This window comes from Streptomyces sp. NPDC088746 (genome assembly GCF_044751065.1).
Taxonomy (GTDB): Bacteria; Actinomycetota; Actinomycetes; order Streptomycetales; family Streptomycetaceae; genus Streptomyces.
Genome location: NZ_JBIVLA010000002.1, coordinates 943,812 through 968,911, shown reverse-complemented (window position 1 = coordinate 968,911; position 25,100 = coordinate 943,812). Strand labels below are relative to the sequence as shown.

The following is a 25,100-nucleotide window of genomic DNA, read 5'->3' as shown; positions in this document are numbered from 1 at the left end:
GGCCGGACCCCCGGGAGCACCTCCCGGGAATCCGGCCCACCACCTACGGCCGGCGCCCCGTGTCAGCCGCGCAGGGCCTGGACCGCGGCCTCGAGCCGCTTGCCGAAGTCTCCGTCGGCCTGACGGAAGTTGCCGATCGCGCGCTCGGCGATGTCGTCGCGCGAGACCTTGGATATGAAGCCGGCGAGGTTGTCGATCAGCCGGACCTTCTCGTCCTCGGACAGCAGCCGGTAGAGGTTGCCGGCCTGCACGAAGTCGTCGTCCTCGGCGTGGAGCGGCGTCTCGTGGTTGCCCGTGCCGCCCGTGACGGGGACGGGCTGCCAGAGCGGCCGGCCCGTCTGGGCAGGGCCGCCGAAGCTGTTGGGCTCGTAGTTCTTCGCGCCCTTGTGCCGGCCGTCGTACAGGTAGCCGTCACGGCTGTTGGTGCGCGCCTCGGTGGCGTGCGGGCGGTTCACCGGCAGGTGGTCGGCGTTGATGCCGACGCGGTAGCGGTGCGCGTCGCCGTACGCGAAGAGACGGCCCTGGAGCATCTTGTCGGGGGACGGACCGATGCCGGGCACGAAGTGCGCCGGGCTGAAGATCGACTGCTCGACCTCGGCGAAGACGTTCTCCGGGTTGCGGTTGAGCTCCAGCTTGCCGATCTCGATCGGCGGGTAGTCGGCGTGCGGCCAGACCTTGGTCAGGTCGAACGGGTTGAAGCGGTACGTCGCCGCCTCCGCCGCGGGCATGATCTGGACCTGCACGGTCCAGGACGGGAAGTCACCGCGCTCGATGGACTCGCGCAGGTCGCGCTGGTGGCTGTCCGGGTCCACACCGGAGAGGCGCACGGCCTCCTCGGTGGTGAGGTTCTTGATCCCCTGGTCGGTCTTGAAGTGGTACTTGACCCAGAAGACCTCACCGGCCTCGTTGTTCCACTGGAACGTGTGCGAGCCGAAACCGTCCATGTGACGGTACGAGGCGGGGATGCCGCGGTCGCCGAAGAGCCAGGTCACCTGGTGCGTGGACTCGGGCGACAGCCCCCAGAAGTCCCAGACGTTGTCCGCCTCCTGCGAGCCGGTGTACGGGTCGCGCTTCTGGGTGTGGATGAAGTCGGGGAACTTGATGGCGTCCCTGATGAAGAACACCGGGGTGTTGTTGCCGACGAGGTCGTAGTTGCCCTCTTCGGTGTAGAACTTCAGCGCCCAGCCGCGGGGGTCACGCGCCGCGTCGGCGGAGCCGAGGTTGCCCGCCACCGTGGAGAAGCGCAGGAAGGTCTCGGTCTGCTTGCCGACCTCCGAGAGGAAGGCGGCCCGGGTCCACTGCGAGACGTCCCGGGTCAGCGTGAACGTGCCGTACGCGCCGGCCCCGCGGGCGTGCACCACGCGCTCCGGGATGCGCTCGCGGTTGAAGTGGGCGAGCTTCTCGAGCAGCGCCTGGTCCTGGACGAGAACCGGTCCGCCCGGGCCGGCGGTCTCACTGTTCTGGTTGTCGGCCACCGGAGCGCCGGCCTCCGTGGTGAGCGGTCCCTGAGTCACGCGCGCCTCCTGCGTCATGTCCTGCACAGCGTCGTTCCCTGTACAGCGTGTTTCTCGGCCGCAGCCTGTCCTTGGCCAATACGTAAACGATCCTACAATGGACTTAGTCCAAGTCAAGCAAGCATCTAAAGTCACACCTACTCGGGACTCGGGCCCTTCCACTGTTACGCTGGGCTCCATGAGTGACCTCCTGGAACGACTTCGTGGACGCGGCTGGCGCATGACGGCACAGCGGCGCGTGGTGGCCGAGGTTCTGGAAGGGGACCATGTGCATCTGACGGCGGACGAGGTCCACGCGAAGGCCGTCGACCGGCTCCCCGAGATCTCCCGGGCCACCGTGTACAACACGCTGGGCGAGATGGTGTCCCTCGGAGAGGTCATCGAGGTCACCACCGACCGCCGGGCGAAGCGGTACGACCCCAACGCCCACCGCCCTCACCACCACCTGGTGTGCGGGCGCTGCGGCGCGATCCGGGACGTGCACCCGTCCGGCAATCCGCTGGCCGACCTGCCCGACGAGGAGCGCTTCGGCTTCACCGTCTCGGACGTCGAGGTGACCTACCGCGGCATCTGCCCGAACTGCTCCGCCACGGCCTGAGCCCCCGGCGTCCGGCGGAGCTTCGCCGGGGCGTGGCCTTTGCACGGGCATACGACCGAGGCCCGGATCCTCGAAAGGATCCGGGCCCCGGTCTTCAGTAGCGGGGACAGGATTTGAACCTGCGACCTCTGGGTTATGAGCCCAGCGAGCTACCGAGCTGCTCCACCCCGCGCCGTTGTGAGTGCAACACTACGGCACCCGCACCGGCCGGAGCAAATTCATTCGCCGGACACCCGTGCGCCCTCATGGGCCGACCGGGCCGGCATCACGCGGTGAGCTCCTGGTGGAGCGCCTCCAGCAGACGCGCCGCCCGCTCGGCCACCTCCGCCGGCCCCAGCTCGACCGCCCGGGCACACCAGCGCTGCCCCTCGGTCAGCTCACCCCGGCGGGCGGCGAGCAGCGCGAGACGCAGTGCGGCGCGGCCGTGCCCGTCGTTGGCGGCACGGCTCCACCACAGGGCCGCCTCGCGCTCACTGCCCTCCCGGGCGAGCAGCAGGCCGAGGTTGAAGGCACCGTTGCGGCTGCCCGACTCGGCGGCCTCGCGGTACCAGCGCGCGGCGCTCGCCATGTCGCCGCGCGCGGCCGCGAGCATCCCGGCCCTGACCTGGGCACGGCGGTGGCCCTGTTCGGCCGCTCGCTCGTACCACTCCTCGCACTCGGTCTTCTCCGGCATCTGCTCCCCGAGCGCGGGAGGCCCCGGTGCCGGCTGGCGCAGGTCGAGGACGCCGGCCAGCCGGAACGCGGCCTCGGCGCTGCCGCCGCCCGCGGCGCAGCGCAGATGGCGCTCCGCCTGCCGCTCGTCGCCGTCACGCAGGAGGGCCATGCCCACCTGGAGCGCGGCGTCGGTGTGCCCGGCCGCCGCCGCCCGCTGGTACCAGCCGAGCGCCGTGCGGTCCTCGTCCCGTCCGGCGTGCAGGATGCCGAGGTTGAACGCGGCGTCCACGCTGCCGGCCTCCGCCGCCTTGGAGAACCAGGGCTCGGCCCCGGTCGCGTCCCCGGCCTGGAGCAGCAGCACGGCCAGCGCGTTCGCAGCCTCCCGGTGCCCGGCGTAGGCGGCCCGGCGGTACCACTGCTCGGCCTGCGGGATCCGGTCCTGGGCGGCGCAGAGCAGGCCGAGGTTGTACGCGCCGTTGACGTCCCCGGCGTCCATGGCGGCGCGGTACCAGCGCTCCGCGGTCTGCTGCTCGCCCCTGGCCGCGTGCAGGGCGCCCAGGGCGTTGGCGGCGTTGCCGTCGCCGTCCTGGGCGGCACGCAGCCACCACACGGCGGCGCTCTCCTCGTCGCCCGCGTCACGCAGCAGGAACCCGAGGGCGCAGGCCGCACGGGGTTCGCCGTCCTTGGCGGCGGTGAGGTACCAGCGGCCGGCCTCCTTCAGTTCGCCGCGCTGCTCGAGGATGGCGCCGAGGTGCAGGGCGGCACGGCGGTGACCACGCGCCGCGGCCTGGCGGTACCACTGCTCGGCCTCGCCGACGCGTCCCGAGTCGGGACCCGCGACGGGGCCGTCCGGCTTCACCGGCGCACCGGCGTCCAGCTCCCTGCGGCCGTCGCCCACGACGCGGCCCAGGCCGAAGGCGTCGTGGGCGGCGCCGACGGCGTTGCGCTCGATCGTCCGCGCCAGGCGGTACGCGGCCTCCCTGTGCCCCTGCTCCGCGGCGGCGCGCAGCCAGCGCTCGGCCCCGGCGTCACCGCGGTGCTCCAGCAGGTCGGCCAGCGCGTACGCGCCCAGCGCGTGGCCCTGCTCGGCGGACTGGCACAGCCAGTACTCGGCGGCGGGCTCGTCCCCGCGCTCCCGGAAGTGGCGCCCGAGGGCGTGCGCCGCGGCGGCGGAGCCGGCGACGGCTGCGATGCGCCACCACCCGGCCGCCTCGTCGGCGTATCCCCTCTGATGCAGGAGCACGCCGAGGTTGTTGGCCGCGGCCCGGTCACCCTCGGCGGTGGCCGCGCGCAGGTGGACCTCGGCGCCGTCCAGGTCACCACGGCGCAGCAGGAGAGCGCCCAGGACGCTCATCGACGCCGTGTCGCCGGCCTCCGCGGCGCGCCGGTGCCGGGCCTCGGTCTCGTCGGCGTGATCCGTGCCGTCCGCGGTGTCCGCGCTCCCGGTGGTGTCCGCGTCCCCGGCCGCCTCGGCGCTCTCTGCGGCACCGGCCGTGCCGGTGGTGTCCACGGTGAAGGCGGCGTCCTCACGGACGCCGTCGGCGATGTCAGCGGTCCCGGCCAGGGCAGCGGCGAATGCCGCATCTGCGGTGCTTTCCGTCGTCCGGCCGCGTCGCTGCACAAACCGCCCTGTCTCCAACAGAGTTGCCCTGTCCCCCATAAATACCATCGTCGCACCACCTGCTACCCGCGTACACCTGGTATACCGCGGCCAGTGAAGTCACTTCGGCGTTTTGTCGACATGCCCACAGAGAGACAAGTGAAACACGACTGGCTCCAACTCATGCCCCATGAACCGCACTTCACTCCGACAACTTGAGAAAAGGCCCATGACATGGCGAAGGCCCGGATCCCAAGGGATCCGGGCCTTCGTCTTTCAGTAGCGGGGACAGGATTTGAACCTGCGACCTCTGGGTTATGAGCCCAGCGAGCTACCGAGCTGCTCCACCCCGCGTCGTTGTGTTCAAACCGTACCACGACGCGGGGTGAACATTTCTCAACTGCCCTGGTCGTCGCCCTCCGGCTTCTTGGCGCCTTCGTTCGACGCGGCGCCGCCTGCCCCGTCGGGCTGAGCCGCCGCCGCCCGCTCGAGAGCCTCCTGGAGGTCGGCCTGGGCCTTGCCGTAGGCCTCCCAGTCCTGCTCCTTGAGAGCCGTCTCGCCGGCGGTGTACGCCTTCTGGGCGTCCGCGATGGCCTTCTTCAGAGCCGCGTCCCCGGTGGCCGGGGGCTCCGTGGTGTCGCCCGGTGGCTCGTCCGGCTCGGTCGGCGGTGTCGTCGTATCCGAGCCCTCGACCCCGAACACCGCGTTCAGCGCTTCGCCGAGACTGTTCTCGAACACGATCTTCGACCCGTACGAAGCGGCGACCTTGCGCAGCAGCGGATAGTTCTGCGTACCACCGCGCGTGTACACCGGTTCGATGTAGAGGAAGCCTCCGTCGAGCGGGACCGTCAGCAGGTTGCCGTACTCGATGTCCGAGTCGGTGCCCTTCAGGTTTCTCACGAACTCGGCGACGTCGTCGTTGCCGTTGAGCTCACTCTGTACCTGGCCTGGCCCCTTGATCGTGCTGGTGACTCTCAGGAGTCTGATCGTGCCGTAGTCCTTGCTGGCCGCGTCCGCGTCCACCGCCATGAACGCCCCCAGGTTGGGGCGCCCCTTGGGGGTGAAGGTCGTGGTCAGGGAGAACTTCTGCGCGTCCTGGTCCGGCATCTTCATGCTCAGGTAGTACGGCGGGACGGACCCGGGCTCCTTGTTGGTGGGGTCGTCCGGCACCTGCCAGGCGTCACTGCCGCTGTAGAACTGCGCGGGGTTCTCCACGTGGTACCGCGTCAGCAGCTCACGCTGGACCTTGAACAGGTCCTGCGGGTAGCGCAGGTGGTCCATGAGCTCCTGCGGGATGTCCGCCCGGGGTTCCACCGTGCCGGGGAACGCCTTGCGCCACGTCTTGAGCACCGGGTCCTCGGTGTCCCACTCGTAGAGCTTGACCTTGCCGTCGTACGCGTCGACGGTGGCCTTCACCGAATTCCGGATGTAGTTGACCTGGTTCTGCTGGGCGACGACCGCGCGCTGGTTGGTGGTCAGCGAGTCGGCCGTGGTGTCACCGAGCGTCGTACGCGAGGCGTACGGATAACCGTTGGTCGTGGTGTACGCGTCGACGATCCACTGGATCCGGCCGTCGACGACCGCCGGGTAGGCGTCGCCGTCGATCGTCAGCCAGGGTGCGACCGCCTCGACGCGCTCCTTGGGGGTGCGGTTGTAGAGGATCCGCGAGCCGTCGCCGATGGCTCCCGAGTACAGGATCTGCGGCTCGCTGAACGACACGGCGTAGGCCGCCCGGTTGAAGGCGCTGGAGAGGCTGATCCCGCTGTCGCCCTCGTAACTGGTGGTCTTCTCGCCGTCCTCCTCGTAGTCGAGCTCCTTCTGGGGCCCGCCGACGATGGAGTACTGCTCGGTCTTCTCGCCGTAGTAGATCCGCTGCTCGTACTTGCCCAGCTCGCCCGTGGTGGGCAGGCCCGACTCCGTGAAGTCGGGGGACCCCGCCGGGTTGGTGCCCGTCGTGGTGCCCCGCGCCGCGATGACGCCGTAGCCGTGGGTGTACGTGAAGTGGTCGTTGATCCAGTTCCTCTTGGGGAGGCCCTGGAGGTTCAGCTCGCGCAGGCCGACGACGGTGTCCTGCTCCTTGCCGTCCTCGCCCTTGTAGCGGTCGACGTCCAGCGTCTGGGGGAACTGGTAGTAGTTCCTCTTCTGCTGGAGCTGCTGGAAGGCGGGCGAGACGACGTTCGGGTCCATGACGCGGTAGCTGGCGGCGGCGTCAGCGTTCGCCCTCAGCTTGGTGCTGTCGTCGGTCGTGCTGGTGCCCGTGTAGTCGTCGACCTTCGCGTCGTCGATGTCGTAGGCGTCGCGCGTCGCGTCGATGTTCTTCTGGATGAACGGCGCTTCCTTGGCCTGCTCGTTGGGCTGGACCTGGAACTTCTGCACGATCGCCGGGTAGAGCCCGCCGATCAGGATCGCCGAGAGCACCATCAGGCCGAAGCCGATCACCGGCAGCTGCCAGGTGCGGCGCCAGAGCGTCGCGAAGAACAGCACGGCGCAGATGACCGCGATGCAGAAGAGGATCGTCTTCGCCGGCAGGTACGCGTTGGCGTCGACGTACCGCAGACCGGTCCAGTTGTCCGTGGCCTTGAAGTCACTGGACTTCACCGCCAGGCCGTACCGGTCGAGCCAGTACGCCACGGCCTTCAGCGCGACGAAGACGCCGAGCAGCACGGAGAGATGACCCGTCGCGGCACCCGTGGCACGCGCGCCGGGGCTGGTGATCCGCAGCCCGCCGTAGAGGTAGTGGGTCAGCGCCGCCGCGATCAGGGACAGCACCACCGCGGCGAAGCCGAATCCGAGCAGGAAGCGGTACCACGGCAGGTCGAAGGCGTAGAAGGCGACGTCCAGCTTGAACTGGGGGTCCTTCTGCCCGAAGGGCACGCCGTTGACGTACATCAGCCAGGTGCGCCACTGACCGGACGCGGAGGCTCCGGCGATCAGACCGACGAGAGCGGTGACCGCGAGCAGCACCCACTTCTTGTACGGGGCGACGCTCATCCTGTAGCGGTCCAGGCTCTGCTGCTCCAGCGACATCGCGCTCAGCGGCGGCCGGAGCCGGTGCGCGAGCCAGACGTTCACACCGATGGCGACGGCCATCAGCAGTCCGAAGACGAGGAACAGTCCGATCTTGGTCCACAGAGTGGTGGTGAAAACGGACGAATACGCGACCGACCTGTACCAGAGCCAGTCCGTCCAAAACCCGGCGAACATGACGAAGGCCATGGCGAGAACCACCAGGACACCCAATGTCATGAGCAGGGTACGGACGCGCCGGGACGGGCGGCCGACTCTGATCCGTGGCCCGGTCGGGCCTCCGCCGCGGTCCGGCATCTGGAAAGCCAACGTGCGCACCTCGAAGTTCGCGGTCGTGTGAAGCAGGCCCAGCGATCGTAGAGCCCACCTATGCAACTTACTGAGGCTTTACCTAGTTCCCGTTCCCGGGGCTGAAGGAGGCAGGATGTTGGGTATGCCCAACGTTTCCCCCTCAGGCCCTCCGATGGCCGCGAGCCCCCTCACCGTCGCCGTCCTCGAAATCGACGCCTACGCCGCAGGTCTCGGCTGGGACCAGCCGGCCCGGCTGTTCGCCCTCGTCGACACCGCCCGGCTGCGCGCCCACGAGCCCGGCCTCGCCGCCCAGCTCGGCCTCGACGACACCGCTTCCACGACCGCCACCCTCACCCCCGTCGAGCAGGAGGAGCTGCCCGCCGGCACCGCGCTGGACGAGTTCCTCGCCACGATCGCCTGGCCCGACGCCGTGGTCGGCTGCGCCATGACCGTCGAACGGCTGATGCTGCCGCCCTCGGCGGAGGCGTCCGTACCCGAGGGACTGTCCGACGCCCAGCTGACCAAGTGGGTCGCCGAGCACCCCGACCGGCAGGAGGTGCGGATGACCGTGGCGGTTCTGCGGGACGGCGCGCGGGACTCCGCCGTGCGCCTGCGGGAGAAGGACTCCCCGACCGAGGTCCTGACCGGCGCGGGCCTCGTTCCGGGGCTCGCCGAGGCACTCGCGGCCACCTTCGAGTCCTGACACCCCGGCGGGGGCCGGGCCTCGGAGGCTCTCGGCCTCCGCCCGGTTCCGGGCCGCCCCGGCGGCCTCTCAGCCCTTCGAGCAGCTCGGCAGGCCGGCCGTGTCCCCCGCCCGGATCTTCTCCAGGGACTTCTTGGCGTCGTGGAGGGTCTTCACCCTCACCAGGGTGAGGCCGTCCGGGGTGTCGGAGGCCGCTGCGGAGCAGTTGTCGTCCGGGGTCAGGAAGTACCGGGCGCCCGCGTCGCGCGCGCCGACCAGCTTCATGTTGATCCCGCCGATGGGGCCGACCTCACCGTCGTCGTCGATGGTGCCGGTGCCGGCGATGAACTTGCCGCCCGTCAGCTTGTCGGGCGTCAGCTTGTCGATGATGCCCAGCGAGAACATCAGTCCGGCGCTCGGGCCGCCGACGTCGGCCAGCTTGATGTCGACCTCGAACGGGAACGTGTGGTCCGTCCCCGCCTGGATCCCCACGATCGCCCGGTCCTCCGAGGGGTTCGAGGGGTCCTCGGGTGCCTTCCGCGTGGTCAGGGTGACGTCACGGGAGCCCTCGGGCTCCTTGCCCGCCTTCTCCGCCGCGGCGGCGGTCCTGGCCGGGATCACCGTGAAGACGACGTCCTCGCCGGGCTTGTGCTTCGTGACGAGCTTCGCGACGTCCTCCGGCTGTTCGACCGCCTTGCCGTCGACCGCCTCGATCACGTCGCCCGCGTGCAGCACACCCTCGGCGGCGCTGTCCTTGACGACCGTGGAGACCACCACCCGGGAGGTGACCGGGATCTTCAGCTCCTCCAGGGCGGCGACCTTCGCGCTCTCCTGTGACTGGCTGAACTCCTCGGCGTTCTCCTGCGTCGACTCCTCCTCCGTCTTCCCGTCCGGGTAGAGGGTGTCGTGGGGCACGACCACGCTGTCATGCGCCAGCCAGCCGTAGACGGCCTCGACGATGTTCATGTCGTAGTCCGCACCGGTGACGCGCACCGTCGTCATGTTGAGGTTCCCGGACGTGGGATACGTCTTGTGCCCGCTGATGTGCAGCACGGGCTCGCCACGCGCGTCGCCGAGTGTGTTGACGGTCGGGCCGGGGGACATCTCCGAGTACGGCACACGAATCAGCACGCCTGCGCAGAGCAGCGCGATGAGGATGAGGGTGGAGGCGAGCATCGTCGCGGTGCGGCGTGGCATGGAACGACAGTACGGGAACGGCCTGTCAGTGCACCGTCGGGGCCGGTCCGTACGAGGCGGACGGCGGAGGAGATCCGGAAGGACCGGGGGCGCCGCGGATTCGCTCGCTGCGCGGACCGCGCCCGGAGGGAGCGGGTGCGGTGCGGAATTGGCAACTGCGTACAGCTGCGGAGTCTCAGAGGGCCTCGGAACCGGAGTGCGATTTCTCCATCGCCTCACGGAACCTGGCGTAGCCGGCGAGTTCGGTGACGTCGCCGGTCGTTCGATTGCGGGCTGCCCACCCTCCCCATATCGCCGCGCCAAGAGCAGCTATAAGCGGAATCAAGAGCCAAGCGAGTGCTGCCATCACGACCTCCCTACCCCTGAGCGACCGCAACTGACGATCAGAAGATTAACCACCTGCAGGACCAACGCTCACGGCAGGGGTGCGGTTACGCAAATCGGGGCTGATGCCCCCCGGGGCGGTTTGCGCTCAGCAGGCGCCGACCCACTCCTCCGTGCCGTCGGAGAAACGCTGGTGCTTCCAGATCGGGACCTCGTGCTTGAGGTCGTCGATCAGCTTGCGGCAGGCGTCGAAGGCCTCACCCCGATGGGCGCAGGACACGGCCACCACCACCGCCAGATCGCCCACACCCAGTTCACCCACCCGGTGGACGGCGGCCAGAGCCCGCACGGGGAACTCCGCCACCACCTTCTCGGCCACTCTCCGGAGCTCGTCACCGGCGGTCGGATGGCAGGAGTATCCGAGGGAGCCGACATCCTGCCCGTCGTCGTGATTGCGCACCGTGCCGACGAAGAGCGCCATGCCTCCCGCGGCGTCGTCCCCCACCGCGCGGAAGATCTCGTCGACGGACAGCGGTGTGTCACGGATGTCCAGGAGCCGGATCGGGTCCTGAGCAGCCTGCTCGCCGGGGTGGTCGTGGGTGCGTGCCATGGGGCCATCGTGCCGCACGGCGGGCACATCCCGGAATAGCGTTTTCGACCGGTGGCCTGCCGGTCCGCTTGGAGCCTCCTACCAGGCGGGGGGATCGGGGCTTCCGCCCGGGCGGGCCGACCGGGCCGACGGCCGGCTAGAAACGCCGGCGCGCCTTGCGGGCCCGCCGGACCAGTGCCGCCGTGCCGAGCAGCGCGACGGTGGCTCCCGCGGCACCGGCTGCGGTGGCGTCCTTGCGGCCGAGCCGCCGTCCGGCGACGGTGTGGCGCCCCTCGACCTCTTCCAGGAGCGCTGCCAGGACCTCCTCGTTGGTCCACCCCGGGCGCCATCCCGCGTCGTGGAGCCGGCTCACACTGACCACCCAGGGGTGCATGGTGTAGGCGAGATCCCCCGCGGGTGACGGGGTGAGACCGATCCGGTGGAGGCGGGCGGCCGCACCGAGGGCGACGGCGGACGGCAGCTCCATACGGCGCACTCCGGAAAGCTCCTCCACCTCTTCCTGTTCGAGCCAGCCGTCGCAGCCGACCGCGAACTCCCCCTCGATCTTTTCGAGAGCCGCGTACTCCAGGGCGCTGACCAGGTCGTCGACGTGGCAGAACTGCCAGGCCGGGCGTGAGCCGGCGACGACGAGGAGCCTGGGGGACTCGAAGTACCTGGTGAGCGCCGTGTCCGTACCGCCGACCAGGACCGTGGGCCGTACGACCGTGACGTTGAGGCCGGGGTGGGCGCGGGGTGCTCGGCGGCCGAGCCGCTCGATCTCCAGCAGGTCTCCGACACCGGTGGCCTCCGCCGTGGCCCGCAGTTCCGCGTCCTCGGAGAGCGGGACGTCGTTGTCGGGCAGAGCGCCGTAGACCATCGCGGAGGTGCACAGCACCACCCGGTGGACGCCCACGGCCGCCGCGGCAGTCAGCACGGTCTGCGTACCGCGGACGTTGTACGCGGTACGGGCCGCGGGGTCGGTCTCCAGGTCTAGGTCGAGTGCCATGTGCACGACCACGTCCGCGCCGCGCAGCTTCTCGGCGATGGCTGGGTCCCGTACGTCCAGGATGTGCCACGTCGCCTCGGAGACGTCCCCCCGGCGCTCGTCGATGGCGATGACCTGCTTGATCTCGTCCGATGCGGCGAGACGGGCGGTGAGCAGCTCACCGACGCCGGTCGCGGCACCGGTGACCGCGACGACGGGGCCGCGGTTCCGGGGAAGATTTTTCGTGGGCTTGCTCTCGGTCGTGGGGTCGGTCAGGTTTCGCGCTGCGCGAACCTGCGGATCTGGGGAACTCACCGGGCGTCTCCAGCGGTTGTCTTCAGTACGTACCCGAATGACGCGTACGTACCAGGTGGCGTCCATCCTGCCGCAGGCCGGGAGCCGGCGGAGCACTGAGGGCCCAAGCGGTCTTCGGTGTCTACGCTGGATGGTGATATCGGGCAGTCGCCGTCGGTTCGAGCCGGCGGCCCTACGAGCCGAGGAAACCCGTGAGTGACACCCCATTCGGATTCGGCCTTCCGCCGGAGGAGCCGGAAGACGGCGACGAAGGCAAGAAGAAGGACCCCACCGGTGCTGGGCAGGGCTCGGGCGGGCCGGCGAACCCGTTCGGCTTCCCGCCCGGGGCGGGCGGCGACAACCCGTTCGCCGCGATGTTCGGCTCGATGAACCCGAACGACCTGGGTGCGGCCTTCCAGCAGCTCGGCCAGATGCTGAGTTACGAGGGCGGCCCGGTCAACTGGGACATGGCCAAGCAGATCGCCCGCCAGACGGTGTCGCAGGGCACCACGGACGGCAGCAAGGACGCGAGCGTCGGGCCCGCGGAGCGGGCCTCCGTCGACGAGGCCCTGCGTCTCGCCGACCTCTGGCTGGACGGTGTGACGTCGCTGCCCTCGGGTTCCGTCTCGACGGTGGCGTGGAGCCGCGCCGAGTGGGTCGAGGCCTCGCTTCCCGCCTGGCAGCAGCTGGTGGACCCGGTGGCCGAGCGCGTCGGCCTGGCCATGGGCGATGTCCTGCCGGAGGAGATGCAGGCCATGGCCGGCCCGCTGATCGGCATGATGCGGTCCATGGGCGGCGCCATGTTCGGCCAGCAGATCGGGCAGGCCGTCGGCGTGCTCGCCGGCGAGGTCGTCGGTTCGACCGACATCGGCCTCCCGCTGGCTCCGGCCGGCAAGGCGGCGCTGCTTCCGTTGAACGTCGAGCGGTTCGGCAAGGACCTGAGCGTGCCCCAGGACGAGGTGCGGCTGTATCTGGCGCTGCGCGAGGCGGCCCACCAGCGGCTCTTCGCCCACGTTCCGTGGCTGCGCTCGCATCTGTTCGGCGCGGTCGAGGCCTATGCGCGCGGCATCAAGGTCGACACCAGCAAGCTGGAGGACGTCGTCGGCCAGTTCGACCCGTCCCAGCCCGAGCAGCTGCAGGACGCTCTCCAGCAGGGCATGTTCCAGCCCGAGGACACCCCGGAGCAGAAGGCGTCGCTGGCCCGTCTGGAGACCGCTCTCGCCCTCGTCGAGGGCTGGGTGGACGCGGTGGTCCACGAGGCCGCCAAGTCGCGGCTGACCTCGGCGGACGCGCTGCGCGAGACGATGCGCAGGCGCCGGGCGTCCGGCGGTCCCGCCGAGCAGACGTTCGCCACGCTCATCGGACTCCAGCTGCGCCCGCGGCGGCTCCGGGACGCCTCGCGGCTGTGGGCCTCGCTCACGGACGCCCGGGGCGTCGACGGGCGTGACGGCCTCTGGGAGCACCCGGACATGCTGCCGACGGCTCAGGACCTGGACGACCCGGACGGCTTCGTCCACCACGAGCAACTGGACTTCTCCGAGCTCGACAAGATGCTCGGCGAAGCGGCGAAGGGCCCGCAGAAGCCCGCCGCCGAGGAGCAGGGCAAGGACGAGCCCGGCAAGGGCGAGCCCGGCGACGACGACCCGAAGAGCGACGGCAAGGGCGACTCCGGCCGGTGAGCCTGCACGACGACGCGGTTTCGGTACTCGAGGGTTACGACGACGGCGACACGGAGCAGGCCGTGCTGCGCCGGACGTACCTGGACCACCTGGCCGGGCATCCCGACGGCATGTGGAAGGCGTGCGGAGCGGGGCATCTGACGGCCAGCGCGCTGGTCGTCGACCCGGAGCGCGGCAGGGTCCTGCTGACCCTGCACAGGAAGCTTCGGATGTGGTTGCAGATGGGCGGGCACTGCGAGCCCCAGGACACCACCCTGGAGGCGGCGGCCCTGCGCGAGGCCACGGAGGAGTCGGGGATCGCCGGGCTCACCCTGCTGCCCGGCGGGCCCGTGCGGCTGGACCGGCATCCCATCCCGGCGCCCTGCCACTGGCACCTCGACGTGCAGTATGCGGCGACGGCGTCGGCCGGGGCGGTGGAGCGGATCAGCGAGGAGTCCCTGGATCTGCGCTGGTTCCCCTACGACGAGGTGGGGCGCGTGGCGGACGCCTCGGTCGAGCGGCTGCTGGCGAGCACCCGCACACGGCTGGCGCGAGGCCGCTAGACAACGGGTGGGGGGCGGCTTCCCGCGGGAAGCCGCCCCCACCCGTTGTGCCCGGCGCGGCTCAGTTCCAGGAGTTGTTCTGGTTCTGTCCGTGCGAGCCCTGCTGCCCCATACCGAACTGCGCCGCGGCCCCCTGGCCGATCTGGGCGTTCTGCGGCGGCAGCACCTCACTCGGCTGGACGAGGGCGAAACCCTGGCCCAGGAAGCTCAGCTCCCAGCCCTCCCCCGTGTTGCCACGGCGCCGGAAGACTCCCGAGGAGTGCGTCTGGGCCTGCATCTGCACCCGCAGCCCGCTCGACCAGGCGACGATCGCGTCGGCGTCGGCATTGACGTACTTGTCGGGGGTGACCTGCATCATCAGCGGCTGGCCGGAGGTCATCAGGGCGACCTTGCCGCTCCCGGAGATGTTGAGCTGGTACTTGCCGGTGCCGGAGATCCCGTACTGGCTGTCCACCGCGATGACCTCGGTGTGCAGCGAGGAGTCCAGCGCCAGGACGTAGGCGCTGTCGACCGTCATGCCCTCGTGGTCGACGTCGACCACGTGGATGTACTGCGCGAGGTTGGCCAGGTAGACCGTGCCCTGACCGGAGCAGCGCATGAGGTCGAGGCCCTCGCCCGTGTTCCTGCGGGCGCGGCGCTGGCCATGCGACTGGTACTCACCGTCGAACTCCATGAGCCCCTGGTAGGCGACCATGGCGCCCTTACGGGCGAGGACGTCGTCGTGGCCGGCCAGCGCGACCCGCAGGAGCTGCGGGTTCTGGACCGTGTAGCGGTCCTGCGACTGCTGTTCCGTGTAGCTGAAAAGCGGACTCTGCATGATGTGTTCTCCCCCGCTCAGTTCCGGATCCGCAGACGGTCGGTACTGTCCTCGCTCGGCTGGACGACGACGATGCCCTGACCGGAGAAGGCCATCTGGTACGCCTCTCCGCTGCCCCGCCCGATGAGCGAGCTCGCCTTGAAGCTGCGCTTGCCCTTCACCTTGAGGTTCGGGGACCACGCGACGAGGGCGTCGGGGTCGACGTACGTCTCGTCCTCGCCACGCCCGCAGTCGACGACGATCGGTGTGCCGCGCGAGGTGATGGCGACCCATCCCGTGCCCTGGATCCCGACGTTCCACAGGCCCTGGCCGGCGAACTTGGCGAGTCCCTTGACCCGCTCCACGCCCCAGGTGAGGTGGCCGTCGAAGGCGAGGAGGTTGGTGCCGTTGACCGACAGCGAGTCGTTGTTGAGATTGATGACGACCACGTCGGCGCCGTAGTCGGCGAGGTAGAGCAGTCCGTCGCCGGCGCACTTCATCAGGGGTGCGCCCTCGCCGGTGATCCACTGGGACGCGATCTGGCGGACGGCCGGCGGGTTGGGTTCGTACTGGATGAAGCCCTCGTAGGCCACCATCGAGCCGGTGCGGGCGTAGAGGTCCTGGCCGGTGGCCATGGCGACCTTGAGCATCGTGCGGCCGTGGTTCTCCATGCGGGCCGTGACGGGGGTCGGGGCGAAGCCCGCGAGCTGCTGGTTCATGACGGGCTCCCTCAGACCTCGTAGGGCTGGACGACGATGAAGTTGCCGGGCGCTCCCCGGAACTGGAGGTTCACGGTCTCCCCGCTGTGCCCCGGGTACGCGTTGCGGCGCAGCCGGACCTGGCTGGAGATGATCACCTGGGACGCCGACGACCAGGCCACGACGGCGTTGCAGTCGGCGAAGGTGGTCGGGGTGACCGGCAGGACGACCGGCACACCGTGGGTCTTGACGACGACGGTGCCGGTGCCCTGGAACTGCATGGTGAAGAGGGCGCCGCCGGGAATCCCGTGGCCCTCGATCCTGCGGACCTCGTACTGCAGGGACTCGTCGAAGGCGAGCACGCTCTCGGCGGAGACGCAGATGCCGTCGCCCTGCAGCTCGATGGGATGCAGATGCGATCCGTCCTCGGCGAGGAAGACCTGGCCACGGCCGCTGCAGCGCATCAGCTGCATCTCCTGGCCCGTGGCGTTGCCGACCATGCGGCCCGCGAAGCCGGCTCCCTTGTAGCCGAAGTCGACCTTGCCCTGATACATCACCATGCTGCCCTGGCGGGCCAGCACCGGTGTGCCGCCCATCGTGAGGTCGACGCGCATGAGCTGCTGGTTCTGCGAGGTCCAGCGCTGCCCGGTGGCCGTCTCCTTGTAGGGCTGCAGTGCGGCCTGGAGGCCCGCGCCACCCGCGGGGACACCCTGGGGTACGCCTTGCGGCGCACCTGGCTGCATGCCTGGGGGCTGCTGGCCGAACGGTCCCGGAGCCTGCTGGCCGAACTGCGGCGCGGCCGGCGGCTGCTGTCCGTACGGCGGGGCGACGGGCGGGGCACCCTGCCCCGGGACCTGTCCGAACTGCGGCTGCTGGGGCGGCTGCCCGTACGGTGCGGGAGCCTGCGGTGCCGGCGCCATGGGGGCCGCGAGGGTCGGCGCGGCGTGCACCGGCTGCTGCTGCGGCGCGGGAGCCGGTGCCGCCGGAGCGCCGAATGCCGGAGCGGGCTGCGGTGCCTGGGGTGCGGCCGGAGCACCGAAGGCAGGGGGCGCGGAGGCCTGGGCGGGCGGTGCGAACGCGGGGGCGGCGCCCTGGGGCGGCGCGGCGGGGGCCTCCTCGGCGACCTCCCCGCCGAAGTTCTTGAGCAGCGCGTCGAGTCCGCCGTCGAAGCCCTGGCCGACTGCGGCGAACCGCCAGACGTCCTTGAGATAGAAGTCGCCGAGCATGACCGCGCGCTCGGTGGTGAACTCCGAGCCCGTGAAGGCGTACTTCACCACTTCCTCGCCGCCCGCGACGATCCGGATGTATCCGGGGCCGACCTGCGACATCTGCCCGGCACCATCGAGCGTGGCGGTGAAGGACAGCTTGTGGATGTTCGCCGGAATGCGGTCGAGGGTGACGCGGAACGATTCGGTGTCACCGGCCTGGGCACCGAGAAGCTGAATGGACTCCTCCGGTGATTTCGGCTGATTGAAGAAGATGAAATACCGGTCGTCGGAGAGCTGCTCATTGGCGTCGAGACCGAAGCAGCTGATGTCGAACGTCAGGCCGGGGCCCGCGATCTGCACACCTACGTACAGATCCGTCCCTGACGTGAGATCACTGATCTTGGCCTTGTGGCCGCGCTGAAATTCCCTGGCCATGCGTAACGACCGTCCCCCATCCCGAAGGTGAATGCCTCGCGTCAGGCTAACCGCAAACCACGACATCGAGCCAAGCCGGTACAGACCCGGTACAGAATCGGCGACGTCACTCTTCGCGGGCTGCGGGCAGATGCGGGAGCCGGTCGGCCGCCACGACTCCTTCGAGGTAGCCCCGCGCCCGCTCGGTCCGGGGGTACGCCTCCAGGAGCCGCCAGAAACGCGGTCCGTGGCCCGGCACCAGCAGATGGGCCAGCTCGTGGAGGAGGACGTAGTCGAGGACGTACTCCGGCATCCCCTGCAGGCGGTGTGAGAGGCGGATGCTGCCCTCGGCCGGGGTGCAGGAGCCCCAACGGGTGTTCTGGTTGGTCACCCATCGCACGGAGGCCGGCCGCGCCCGGCCGTCGAGGTACTGACCGGAGAGCCGCTCGGCCCGGTCGGCGAGGTCGCTGTCGCCGATGCGGCGTCTGCTCTCCTGCGCGGCGAGCTTGTCGAGCATCACGCCGATCCACCGCTGCTCCTCGGCCTCGGACATCCGGGCCGGGATGAGCACGATGGTGCGGTCGCCCTCGCGGTACGCGGAGACCGTTCTGCTGCGACGGGTGCTTCTGCGGACCTCGACCGCGCTCGTCACCGATGCGCGGGGCTGCTGGGTGGCTGCGCTGCGCTGCTGGCGTCCGGCGCTGCGCGCAGGGGTCTCACCGGCGAGACCGGGAGAGGGGTCGGCGGGCACGACTCGACGTTACCCGTTGGCGGCGCGGGAAGTCCCGCCTCCTCGGCGGTCCGACGTTGATCCACTTCTCGGCTTGCACCGTTTGAACGACTAATGCCCCAGCCTGTGGATAACTTTCCGCCCGTTTCGCCGCCATGTTGCATTCTGGCAACGGATCCCGACACCGACCTGGGAGAAGTCATGCATCCTATGCTGAAGCCCGCACTCCGCCGTGCCTGGCGTGGACGGAACACCGTGCAATTCGGCGTGACGCCCGCACACGCGGTAACGCTGGGGCCGATGGACATCGCCACCGGAAGCTTTCTGGAACTCCTCGACGGAACACGCGGACTTCCTCTGCTCCGCGAAGAGGCGAGGGCTCTTGACCTGTCGGACCGTCACGTGGACATTCTCGTATCGCGCCTCACGGAGGCAGGTCTGCTGGACGATCCGGATGCGGGCGGCCCCGAGGCCGAGGCCTTACGCCGGCGGGCCGAGACCCTCGAGCGGCAGCGTCCCGACGCCGCGGCGCTCTCCGTGGTCCATCCGACGCCCGGCGGCGGGCTGCGCACGCTCGCGGCCCGGCGCGCGATGCGGGTGCAGGTGCGCGGAGCGGGCCGGGTCGGCGCGGCGGTCGCCGCGGTGCTGTCCGGGTCAGGGGTGGGCCACGTCGAGGTGCTCGACGGGGGCCGCACCGAGCCCTGGGACGTGGCGCCGGGCGGCCTCCCGGCGTCGTCGGTCGGCGAGCGCCGTGACACGGCGGCACGGCAGCTGGTGCGCAGGTCCGCGGTCGGTGGTCCTCCGCGGTCGGGCGGGGCGTCCGAGGCTCCGGCGCGGGGCGAACCCGCGCTGTCCCTGATCGTGGTGGCGCCCAGGGACGGCCTCTCCGTGTACGCCCCCGATCCGAATACCGCCGCACCGTGGATCTCTTCGGGTACGCCGCACCTCTACGCGGGAGTGATCGAAGCCACCGGAGTGGTCGGGCCGTTGGTGCTGCCCGGAGGCACCGGCTGCGCGGGCTGTCTTGCGCTGCGCCGCGCGGAGGCGGATCCCCAGTGGCCACGGATGCTCGCGCAGTGGAGGTCCGGGCGGCGCACCTGCGTGCAGGCCTGCGATCTGGGTGTGGCGACCGCCGTGGCCGGCCTCGCCGCGGCCCACGCGCTCTCCTTTCTCGACGGAGAGCTGCCCGCCAGCACGGGGGCGCGGTGGGAGGCCGCCATGCCGATGCTGGACTGGCGGTCGGAGCAACTGCGGCCCCACCCCGGCTGCGACTGCGGTGCCGCCGGGCACACTGAGGTGGAGCTCACCCCCGCGGTCGGCGCCACGCAGGACACAATGGCCGGGTGACCGCCGCCGCCGGAGCGGAGCCGATACGCACGCCGCACGGCAGTCTGGGAAATGGAGGGGCACATGTCTGATCTTCCCCGGAAGGCGGTCACCCGTACCGCGAAGCTGGCAGCCCTGCCGCTCGGCTTCGCCGGCCGTGCCACATGGGGTCTGGGCAAACGGATCGGCGGGAAGTCCGCCGAGATAGTGGCCCGCGAGGTCCAGCAGCGCACGGCGGACCAGCTCTTCAAGGTCCTCGGCGAACTGAAGGGCGGTGCGATGAAGCTCGGGCAGGCGCTGTCCGTCTTCGAATCCGCGCTGCCCGAAGATGTCGCGGGGCCCTACCGGGCGGCGCTGACCAAGCTGCAGGAGGCGGCGCCACCCATGCCGACCCGCACGGTCCACGGGGTCCTGGCGGAGCGGCTCGGCGAGGACTGGCGGGAGCTGTTCACCGAGTTCGAGGACCTGCCCTCCGCCGCCGCCTCGATCGGGCAGGTCCACCGCGCCGTGTGGCACGACGGGCGGGACGTCGCCGTGAAGGTGCAGTACCCGGGCGCCGGTGAGGCGTTGCTGTCGGATCTCACCCAACTCAGCCGCTTCGCACGGCTGTTCGGGCCGCTCGTCCCCGGGATGGACATCAAGCCGCTCATCACGGAGCTCCGCGACCGGGTGTCCGAGGAGCTGGACTACGAGCTCGAGGCACAGGCCCAGCAGGAGCACGCCGCGGAGTTCGAGGACGATCCCGATGTGGTGATCCCGGGTGTGGTCCACCGGTCCGAACAGGTGCTGGTCACGGAGTGGATCGACGGAATTCCGCTGTCGGAGGTGATCGCTGACGGCACGGCGGAACAGCGGGACCGGGCTGGCCAGCTGCTGGCGCGCTTCCTCTTCTCGGGGCCGGCACGCACCGGTCTCCTCCACGCGGATCCGCATCCGGGCAACTTCCGGCTGCTGCCCCCGCCGGAGGCGACCGCCGGGGACGCGGACGGCCTCGACGGGGACGCGGACCTGTGGCGGCTGGGGGTGCTGGACTTCGGCACGGTGGACCGGCTTCCGGGCGGTCTGCCGCAGACCATCGGTGATGCCCTGCGGATGACGCTGGACGGGGACGCCGACGCCGTCTACGCCATGCTGCGTGAGGCAGGCTTCGTGAAGGAGTCGATCGATCTCGAACCGGACGCCGTGCTCGACTACCTGATCCCCATCATCGAACCGGCGCAGGCGGACGAGTTCACCTTCACCCGCTCCTGGTTGCGCAGCCAGGCCGCCCGGATCGCCGATCCGCGCTCGCCGGCACACCAGTTGGGGAAGCAGCTGAACCTCCCGCCCTCGTATCTGCTGATACACCGGGTGACGCTGAGCACGATCGGGGTGCTCTGCCAGCTGGGGGCGACGGTCCGTCTCCGCGACGAACTGGAGTCCTGGCTGCCGGGGTTCCTCCTGGAGTACGAACCGGACGAGGACGGCGCCGAGGAGGAGACGGCGGTCGAGGTGTAGCGGGGTGTAGCGAGGTCACCACCAGGCTGAGTCGAGCCTGCTCTCGATCGCCCTGATGTGGGTGCGCGCGCAGTCCTCGCAGAAGTACTCGCGTCCGCCGTTCTCCATGGAGCAGAGCCATGTCGGAGGCGGCGGGTCCGAGTCGGCGACGGTGCCGCAGCGGGCACACGCCACGTGGCCGCCGGCCGGGTCCGCGGGGTGTTGGGTCTCCTCGTCCACCTCGCGACGATAACGCCGCAGGCCGGACGGCGCGCGCCGCAACGCACTGCGGGGCCGGCCTGTTCGGACCGGCCCCGCTGATGGGGAGGGTGGCTGCCTCAGGGGCCGAGCGGTGGCCCGGCAGCCGTGGTGCGCCGTACTGCTGGTTCGGCTGTCAGTGCATGACGGCCATGGCGAGCGCGCGGCGGGCGCGCATCGAGGCACGCTCCGCACGGCGCTGCATCCGCCGGGCGGCCACCAGGCGCACTGCCTGACGTCCCTCCTCGGCTTCCCTCAGGCGGTCGTGCATATGCGCACGAGCCAGGGCTTCTGGGATGAGTTGCATCTCGCGGGTCCTGTTCTGACGCGAGTCGTTCGCGCCGATGATGGTGACGTCCGGGGTGGCGGAGCCGACGGGCTCCCTCGTCGTGGTGGTCATTGGTGCCTGATTCCGGGGGTCATGGGTCTGGGGACGGTCGATGGTTCCGATGCGCTTCGTTCGTGTGGGGGACATGACCCCCAGGCCGGGAGTCACGCCGCGACCGGGTTCTTGCGCGGGCGGCCACGCGGCCGCTTGCGGGCGACGACGACGCCCTGGACGAAGAGCTCGCCGCCCCAGACGCCCCACGGCTCGCGCCGCTCCTTGGCGCCGGCGAGGCAGGCCTCGACCAGCGGACAGGTCCGGCAGAGGGACTTGGCGTACTCGACGTCGGCCGGGGACTCGGCGAAGAAGACCTCCGGGTCGTAGGAACGACAGGGGACGGGTACGCCGAGGTTCTCGATGGCGTCGTCGAGCGCGGTGAGCGCGGTGAGGGGGATCAAGGTGGAGTCCTCCGTGAGGCCGGGCGGGGAGATCGTGTCGGAAGGCGGTACGGACGGGGCGTGCGTCTCGAGTTGCACGGTGGCGTTGTCCTCGTCTGGTCGTGCCGGCCTGTTGGCCGGTTGGCGGCTGGTACCAGGTCCTGCTGTCCCGAGGCTCCTTCGTCTCGTCTCATCCGTTCGGACAAAACAAAAGGGCCGCGGATCCCGAGTGGGGTTCCGCGGCCCTGAAGGCGCCGGCCTGATTGCTCTCAGGCTGGATCACTCCAGGGTTCAGGCCCACGGAAGGCCCACATCGTGTGGTGCTGCGTCGTCTGCTTCTTGGCTCCGGCACCGGCTGCGGCTGCCGCAAAGGCATAGGCCGAGGCCTGTCCCTTCACTACTGCTGCTTCCGGTGCCTCGGTCGGTCGCTCATTGCGCTCCCGCACGGGCAGGCTCGCCAGGGACAGCGGGCTGACCACGGAGATGCCGGACACACCGGTGCCACGAAGCGAGAGCTCCGAAGAGCGGGTGAGGCCGAGCGAGCAGGTGGAGACGACCGACGGATCGGTCATTTTGATGGTGTTGATGATGCTGATCACGACAATCGCCTCCTCTCGGCGTCTCAAGGGACCGGCCGGGGCCGATCCTGCGGTATTCGGATAAGTACAGCACGGAGTCAGGGCTTCAGAGAAGTCGCTGTTCCCGTGGTTAAGAACCTATGGTGATGACTGCTGTGGGCGCAAACTATTTTCTCGACGAGTTTTCCTCACACCTCGCCGTCGCCCTCTCCGAGCTCCTGACCCACCGTCCGACCTGCGCAGATGTCCAGCACGTCGGCCCCGAACCTGGTCAGCTTCCGGTTCCCGACACCGGCGATGACGACGAGCTCCCCCTCGCTGACCGGCGCGGCCTCGGCGATCGCCATGAGTGTCTTGTCGGTGAAGACGCAGTACGCGGGCTGGCTGATCTCCTTCGCCCGGTCCGCGCGCCACTCGCGCAGCCGCTCGTACAGCCCCTCGTCCATGTCCGAGGGACAGTCCTCGCAGCGCATCAGTTTCATCTCGCCGGCCTCGGTGAGGGTCTTGCCGCAGACCCGGCACCGGGCCGGGCCCCTCCGTCCGGCCCGGACCGGCCGCTCCGTGCCGGAGGCGCCCGTGCCCGCGCGTGATCCCCGGTCGATGCCGCCTCCTCCCCCGGCGCCGCCCCGCGTGCCGAGCGCGGCCGAGCCGGGCCGCAGCCCGTTGAGGAAGCGGGTCGCCCGGCGGTTCCCCCGGCCGCCCGGTGACCGGGACAGCGCCCAGGACAACGAGAGGTGGAAGCGGGCCCGGGTGACCCCGACGTACAGCAGGCGGCGCTCCTCCTCGACCTGTTCGTCCGTCTTGGCGTAGGCGATGGGCATCATGCCCTCGGTCAGGCCGACGAGGAACGCGGCATCCCACTCCAGTCCCTTCGCCGAGTGCAGCGACGCCAGAGTGACGCCCTGGACCGTGGGCGCGTGCTGGGCGGCGGCCCGCTCGTCGAGCTCGGCCACGAGATCGGAGAGCGTCGCCCCCGGCTTGGCCTGTTCGAAGTCCTCGGCCAGGCGCACCAGGGCGGCGAGGGACTCCCAGCGGTCCCGCACCGCTCCTGAGCCGGCCGGCGGCTTGGAGGTCCATCCCTTGGTGGAGAGCACCGCCCGCACCTCGGAGGGCAGGTCGTCGGCGCCGTCGAGCAGCGCGTCGTTGCCTCCCGCGCGGGCGGCACCGCGCAGGGCGACGCCCGCCTCCCGCACCTCGGGCCGGTCGAAGAAGCGCTCGGCGCCGCGCAGCTGGTAGGGCACGCCCGCGTCCGCGAGTGCCTGCTCGTAGACCTCGGACTGGGAATTGACGCGGTACAGCACGGCGATCTCACCGGCCGGGACGCCGGCGGCGATCAGATCACGGATCCGGCGTGCGGTGCCCTCGGCCTCGGCGGGCTCGTCCGCGTACTCCGTGTAGACGGGTTCGGGGCCCTTGTCCCGCTGGGAGACCAGCTCCAGCCGGTGTTCGGCCGCCCGGCCCCGGGCCTGGCTCAGCAGGCCGTTGGCCAGGTGGACGACCTGGGGCGTGGAGCGGTAGTCGCGCACCAGCTTGACCACCGTCGCGTCCGGGTGGCGGGTGCGGAAATTCAGCAGGTGGTCGGGGGTGGCACCGGTGAAGGAGTAGATCGTCTGGCCGGCGTCGCCGACGACGCAGAGATCGTCCCGGTCGCCGAGCCAGAGATCGAGGAGCCGCTGCTGGAGCGGGCTGACGTCCTGGTACTCGTCGACGACGAAGTGCTGGTACTGGCGGCGCACATGCTCGGCGATGTCGTGGCGGTCCTGGAGGATGCCGACGGTGAGCAGCAGCACGTCCTCGAAGTCGATCACCGACCTGTCGCGCTTCAGCTGCTCGTACATCGCGTAGATCTGGGAGAGCTCGGCCGGGTCGCGCGGGACGTCCCGCTGGGTCTTGGCCACCGCCGCCGGGTAGTCGGCGGGGACGGTCTGGGTGACCTTGGCCCACTCGATCTCGCTGGTGGTGTCCCGCAGCTCGTTGCGGTCGAGCCGGACCCCGCAGCGGGCCGCGGCCTCGGCGACCAGCTGGACCTTGCGCTCCACCAGGCGTGGAAGATCGCCACCGACTGCTTTCGGCCAGAAGTACTGGAGCTGGCGCAGGGCCGCGGAGTGGAACGTACGGGCCTGGACTCCCGTGGCTCCGAGCTGGCGGAGCCGCCCCCGCATCTCCCCGGCGGCCCGGTTGGTGAAGGTGACGGCGAGCACGGTGGTCGGCTGGAGGATCCCGGCACGCACCCCGTACGCGATGCGGTGCGTGATCGCCCGCGTCTTGCCCGTCCCGGCTCCGGCGAGCACGCACACGGGTCCGCCGAGGGCCAGCGCGACCTCGCGCTGCTCGGGGTCGAGCCCGTCCAGCACGGCGTCCGCGGTGTCGGGGACCTGTGGGAAGAGGGTGGAATGCGTTGCTGCTGTCACCCTGCCATGCTGCCAGGTCGTGAGGGGCCGCCGTGGCGGTTGTCCACAGGGGGTGCCGTTCGTCATACCGGCCGGGGCCGCGCGGGAATGGTGGTCAGGTCCCGTGCGTTGCCTCCATGCGGGAACGTGCGCGTGCGGACGGTCCCGCATTCAGACGGACAAGACGAAGGAGCGCCGACGACATGCCGGGCACTGTGACGATGTACAGCACCACGTGGTGCGGCTACTGCCGCCGGCTCAAGGGGCAGATGGACCGCGAAGGTATCGCGTACACCGAGGTCAACATCGAGCAGGACCCGGACTCGGCAGCCTTCGTCGAGAAGGCGAATGGCGGAAACCAGACGGTTCCGACGGTTCTGGTGGTTCCCGCGCAGGGCGGCTCCGAGGTCGTCATGACGAACCCGAGCCTCGCGCAGGTGAAGCAGGCCCTCGGCGTCTGACCGGCGTGACGCACGCACAACCCCTGA

Annotated in this window: 23 protein-coding genes and 2 tRNA genes; 7 read left to right on the top strand and 18 right to left on the bottom strand. The window is 70.3% G+C overall.

Annotated elements, in window-relative coordinates; translation table 11 throughout:
• Positions 1-62: 62 nt before the first annotated feature.
• Complete coding sequence (locus tag ACIP63_RS11955; RefSeq protein WP_401513986.1) at positions 63-1,514, bottom strand: catalase; 1,452 nt, start codon at positions 1,512-1,514, stop codon at positions 63-65.
• Positions 1,515-1,692: 178 nt separating this feature from the next.
• On the opposite strand from ACIP63_RS11955, the gene ACIP63_RS11950 reads away from it, so the two are divergent.
• Positions 1,693-2,112, top strand: coding sequence for a Fur family transcriptional regulator (locus tag ACIP63_RS11950; protein WP_401513983.1), 420 nt, complete (start codon positions 1,693-1,695; stop codon positions 2,110-2,112).
• Positions 2,113-2,210: 98 nt separating this feature from the next.
• Here the strand turns inward: ACIP63_RS11950 and ACIP63_RS11945 are convergent.
• The 4 genes from ACIP63_RS11945 to ACIP63_RS11930 form a co-directional block, all read right to left on the bottom strand.
• A tRNA-Met gene (locus ACIP63_RS11945) sits at positions 2,211-2,284 on the bottom strand.
• A 93-nt stretch (positions 2,285-2,377) separates the two neighbouring features.
• A complete protein-coding gene (locus ACIP63_RS11940; protein ID WP_401513982.1) occupies positions 2,378-4,435 on the bottom strand; it encodes a sel1 repeat family protein in 2,058 nt (685 codons plus the stop codon).
• 211 nt (positions 4,436-4,646) lie between these two features.
• Positions 4,647-4,720: transfer RNA gene (locus tag ACIP63_RS11935), tRNA-Met, on the bottom strand.
• Positions 4,721-4,762: 42 nt separating this feature from the next.
• The gene (locus ACIP63_RS11930; protein ID WP_401515090.1) at positions 4,763-7,690 is read right to left on the bottom strand and encodes a UPF0182 family protein; all 2,928 of its coding nucleotides are present in this window, start codon (positions 7,688-7,690) and stop codon (positions 4,763-4,765) included.
• A gap of 127 nt (positions 7,691-7,817) precedes the next feature.
• Here ACIP63_RS11930 and ACIP63_RS11925 point away from each other — a divergent pair, with 127 nt between their 5' ends.
• Positions 7,818-8,387 carry a PPA1309 family protein gene (locus ACIP63_RS11925; RefSeq protein ID WP_401513979.1) on the top strand — a complete coding sequence of 190 codons (570 nt, stop codon included), beginning with the start codon at positions 7,818-7,820 and terminating at the stop codon, positions 8,385-8,387.
• A 69-nt stretch (positions 8,388-8,456) separates the two neighbouring features.
• Here the strand turns inward: ACIP63_RS11925 and ACIP63_RS11920 are convergent, their stop codons facing one another.
• The 4 genes from ACIP63_RS11920 to ACIP63_RS11905 all read right to left on the bottom strand — a co-directional run bounded on the left by ACIP63_RS11920 (position 8,457) and on the right by ACIP63_RS11905 (position 11,776).
• Positions 8,457-9,563, bottom strand: a complete 1,107-nt coding sequence (locus tag ACIP63_RS11920) for a PDZ domain-containing protein (protein ID WP_401513977.1) — start codon at positions 9,561-9,563, stop codon at positions 8,457-8,459.
• 175 nt (positions 9,564-9,738) lie between these two features.
• Complete coding sequence (locus ACIP63_RS11915) at positions 9,739-9,909, bottom strand: hypothetical protein (RefSeq protein WP_382193126.1); 171 nt, start codon at positions 9,907-9,909, stop codon at positions 9,739-9,741.
• A gap of 126 nt (positions 9,910-10,035) precedes the next feature.
• A complete protein-coding gene (locus ACIP63_RS11910) occupies positions 10,036-10,497 on the bottom strand; it encodes a molybdenum cofactor biosynthesis protein MoaE (protein ID WP_398963650.1) in 462 nt (153 codons plus the stop codon).
• A 136-nt stretch (positions 10,498-10,633) separates the two neighbouring features.
• Positions 10,634-11,776: an SDR family oxidoreductase gene (locus ACIP63_RS11905; RefSeq protein ID WP_401513974.1), complete on the bottom strand. Its 1,143-nt coding sequence runs from the start codon at positions 11,774-11,776 to the stop codon at positions 10,634-10,636.
• Positions 11,777-11,967: 191 nt separating this feature from the next.
• Here ACIP63_RS11905 and ACIP63_RS11900 point away from each other — a divergent pair, with 191 nt between their 5' ends.
• A complete protein-coding gene (locus tag ACIP63_RS11900) occupies positions 11,968-13,434 on the top strand; it encodes a zinc-dependent metalloprotease (protein ID WP_401513972.1) in 1,467 nt (488 codons plus the stop codon).
• Positions 13,431-13,976: an NUDIX hydrolase gene (locus tag ACIP63_RS11895; protein ID WP_401513969.1), complete on the top strand. Its 546-nt coding sequence runs from the start codon at positions 13,431-13,433 to the stop codon at positions 13,974-13,976. Before ACIP63_RS11900 ends, ACIP63_RS11895 begins: the two co-directional genes overlap by 4 nt.
• 61 nt (positions 13,977-14,037) lie before the next feature.
• Here ACIP63_RS11895 and ACIP63_RS11890 read toward each other — a convergent pair whose 3' ends face one another.
• From ACIP63_RS11890 to ACIP63_RS11875, 4 genes are all read right to left on the bottom strand, one after another.
• Positions 14,038-14,793: an AIM24 family protein gene (locus tag ACIP63_RS11890; RefSeq protein ID WP_401513966.1), complete on the bottom strand. Its 756-nt coding sequence runs from the start codon at positions 14,791-14,793 to the stop codon at positions 14,038-14,040.
• A gap of 17 nt (positions 14,794-14,810) precedes the next feature.
• Complete coding sequence (locus ACIP63_RS11885) at positions 14,811-15,491, bottom strand: AIM24 family protein (protein WP_362933523.1); 681 nt, start codon at positions 15,489-15,491, stop codon at positions 14,811-14,813.
• Between the two features lie 11 nt (positions 15,492-15,502).
• A complete protein-coding gene (locus ACIP63_RS11880) occupies positions 15,503-17,113 on the bottom strand; it encodes a TerD family protein (RefSeq protein ID WP_401513963.1) in 1,611 nt (536 codons plus the stop codon).
• Positions 17,114-17,219: 106 nt separating this feature from the next.
• Positions 17,220-17,843, bottom strand: a complete 624-nt coding sequence (locus ACIP63_RS11875) for a M48 family metallopeptidase (RefSeq protein WP_401513961.1) — start codon at positions 17,841-17,843, stop codon at positions 17,220-17,222.
• Between the two features lie 180 nt (positions 17,844-18,023).
• On the opposite strand from ACIP63_RS11875, the gene ACIP63_RS11870 reads away from it, so the two are divergent.
• Both ACIP63_RS11870 and ACIP63_RS11865 read left to right on the top strand, forming a co-directional pair.
• The gene (locus ACIP63_RS11870) at positions 18,024-19,169 is read left to right on the top strand and encodes a TOMM precursor leader peptide-binding protein (protein ID WP_401513958.1); all 1,146 of its coding nucleotides are present in this window, start codon (positions 18,024-18,026) and stop codon (positions 19,167-19,169) included.
• Positions 19,170-19,232: 63 nt separating this feature from the next.
• Positions 19,233-20,645 carry an ABC1 kinase family protein gene (locus ACIP63_RS11865; protein ID WP_401513956.1) on the top strand — a complete coding sequence of 471 codons (1,413 nt, stop codon included), beginning with the start codon at positions 19,233-19,235 and terminating at the stop codon, positions 20,643-20,645.
• A 15-nt stretch (positions 20,646-20,660) separates the two neighbouring features.
• Here the strand turns inward: ACIP63_RS11865 and ACIP63_RS11860 are convergent, their stop codons facing one another.
• The 5 genes from ACIP63_RS11860 to ACIP63_RS11840 form a co-directional block, all read right to left on the bottom strand.
• Positions 20,661-20,864, bottom strand: coding sequence for a hypothetical protein (locus ACIP63_RS11860; protein WP_401513953.1), 204 nt, complete (start codon positions 20,862-20,864; stop codon positions 20,661-20,663).
• 154 nt (positions 20,865-21,018) lie between these two features.
• Positions 21,019-21,357, bottom strand: coding sequence for a hypothetical protein (locus ACIP63_RS11855; protein ID WP_393763371.1), 339 nt, complete (start codon positions 21,355-21,357; stop codon positions 21,019-21,021).
• Between the two features lie 17 nt (positions 21,358-21,374).
• Complete coding sequence (locus ACIP63_RS11850) at positions 21,375-21,743, bottom strand: WhiB family transcriptional regulator (RefSeq protein WP_033298139.1); 369 nt, start codon at positions 21,741-21,743, stop codon at positions 21,375-21,377.
• Between the two features lie 170 nt (positions 21,744-21,913).
• On the bottom strand, positions 21,914-22,243 hold the full coding sequence (locus tag ACIP63_RS11845) for a hypothetical protein (RefSeq protein ID WP_401513951.1): 330 nt from the start codon (positions 22,241-22,243) through the stop codon (positions 21,914-21,916).
• 167 nt (positions 22,244-22,410) lie between these two features.
• Complete coding sequence (locus ACIP63_RS11840) at positions 22,411-24,633, bottom strand: ATP-dependent DNA helicase UvrD2 (protein ID WP_401513948.1); 2,223 nt, start codon at positions 24,631-24,633, stop codon at positions 22,411-22,413.
• Positions 24,634-24,815: 182 nt separating this feature from the next.
• Between ACIP63_RS11840 and ACIP63_RS11835 the strand changes: the two genes are divergently transcribed.
• Positions 24,816-25,073, top strand: a complete 258-nt coding sequence (locus tag ACIP63_RS11835) for a mycoredoxin (protein ID WP_362933496.1) — start codon at positions 24,816-24,818, stop codon at positions 25,071-25,073.
• Positions 25,074-25,100 lie beyond the last annotated feature (27 nt).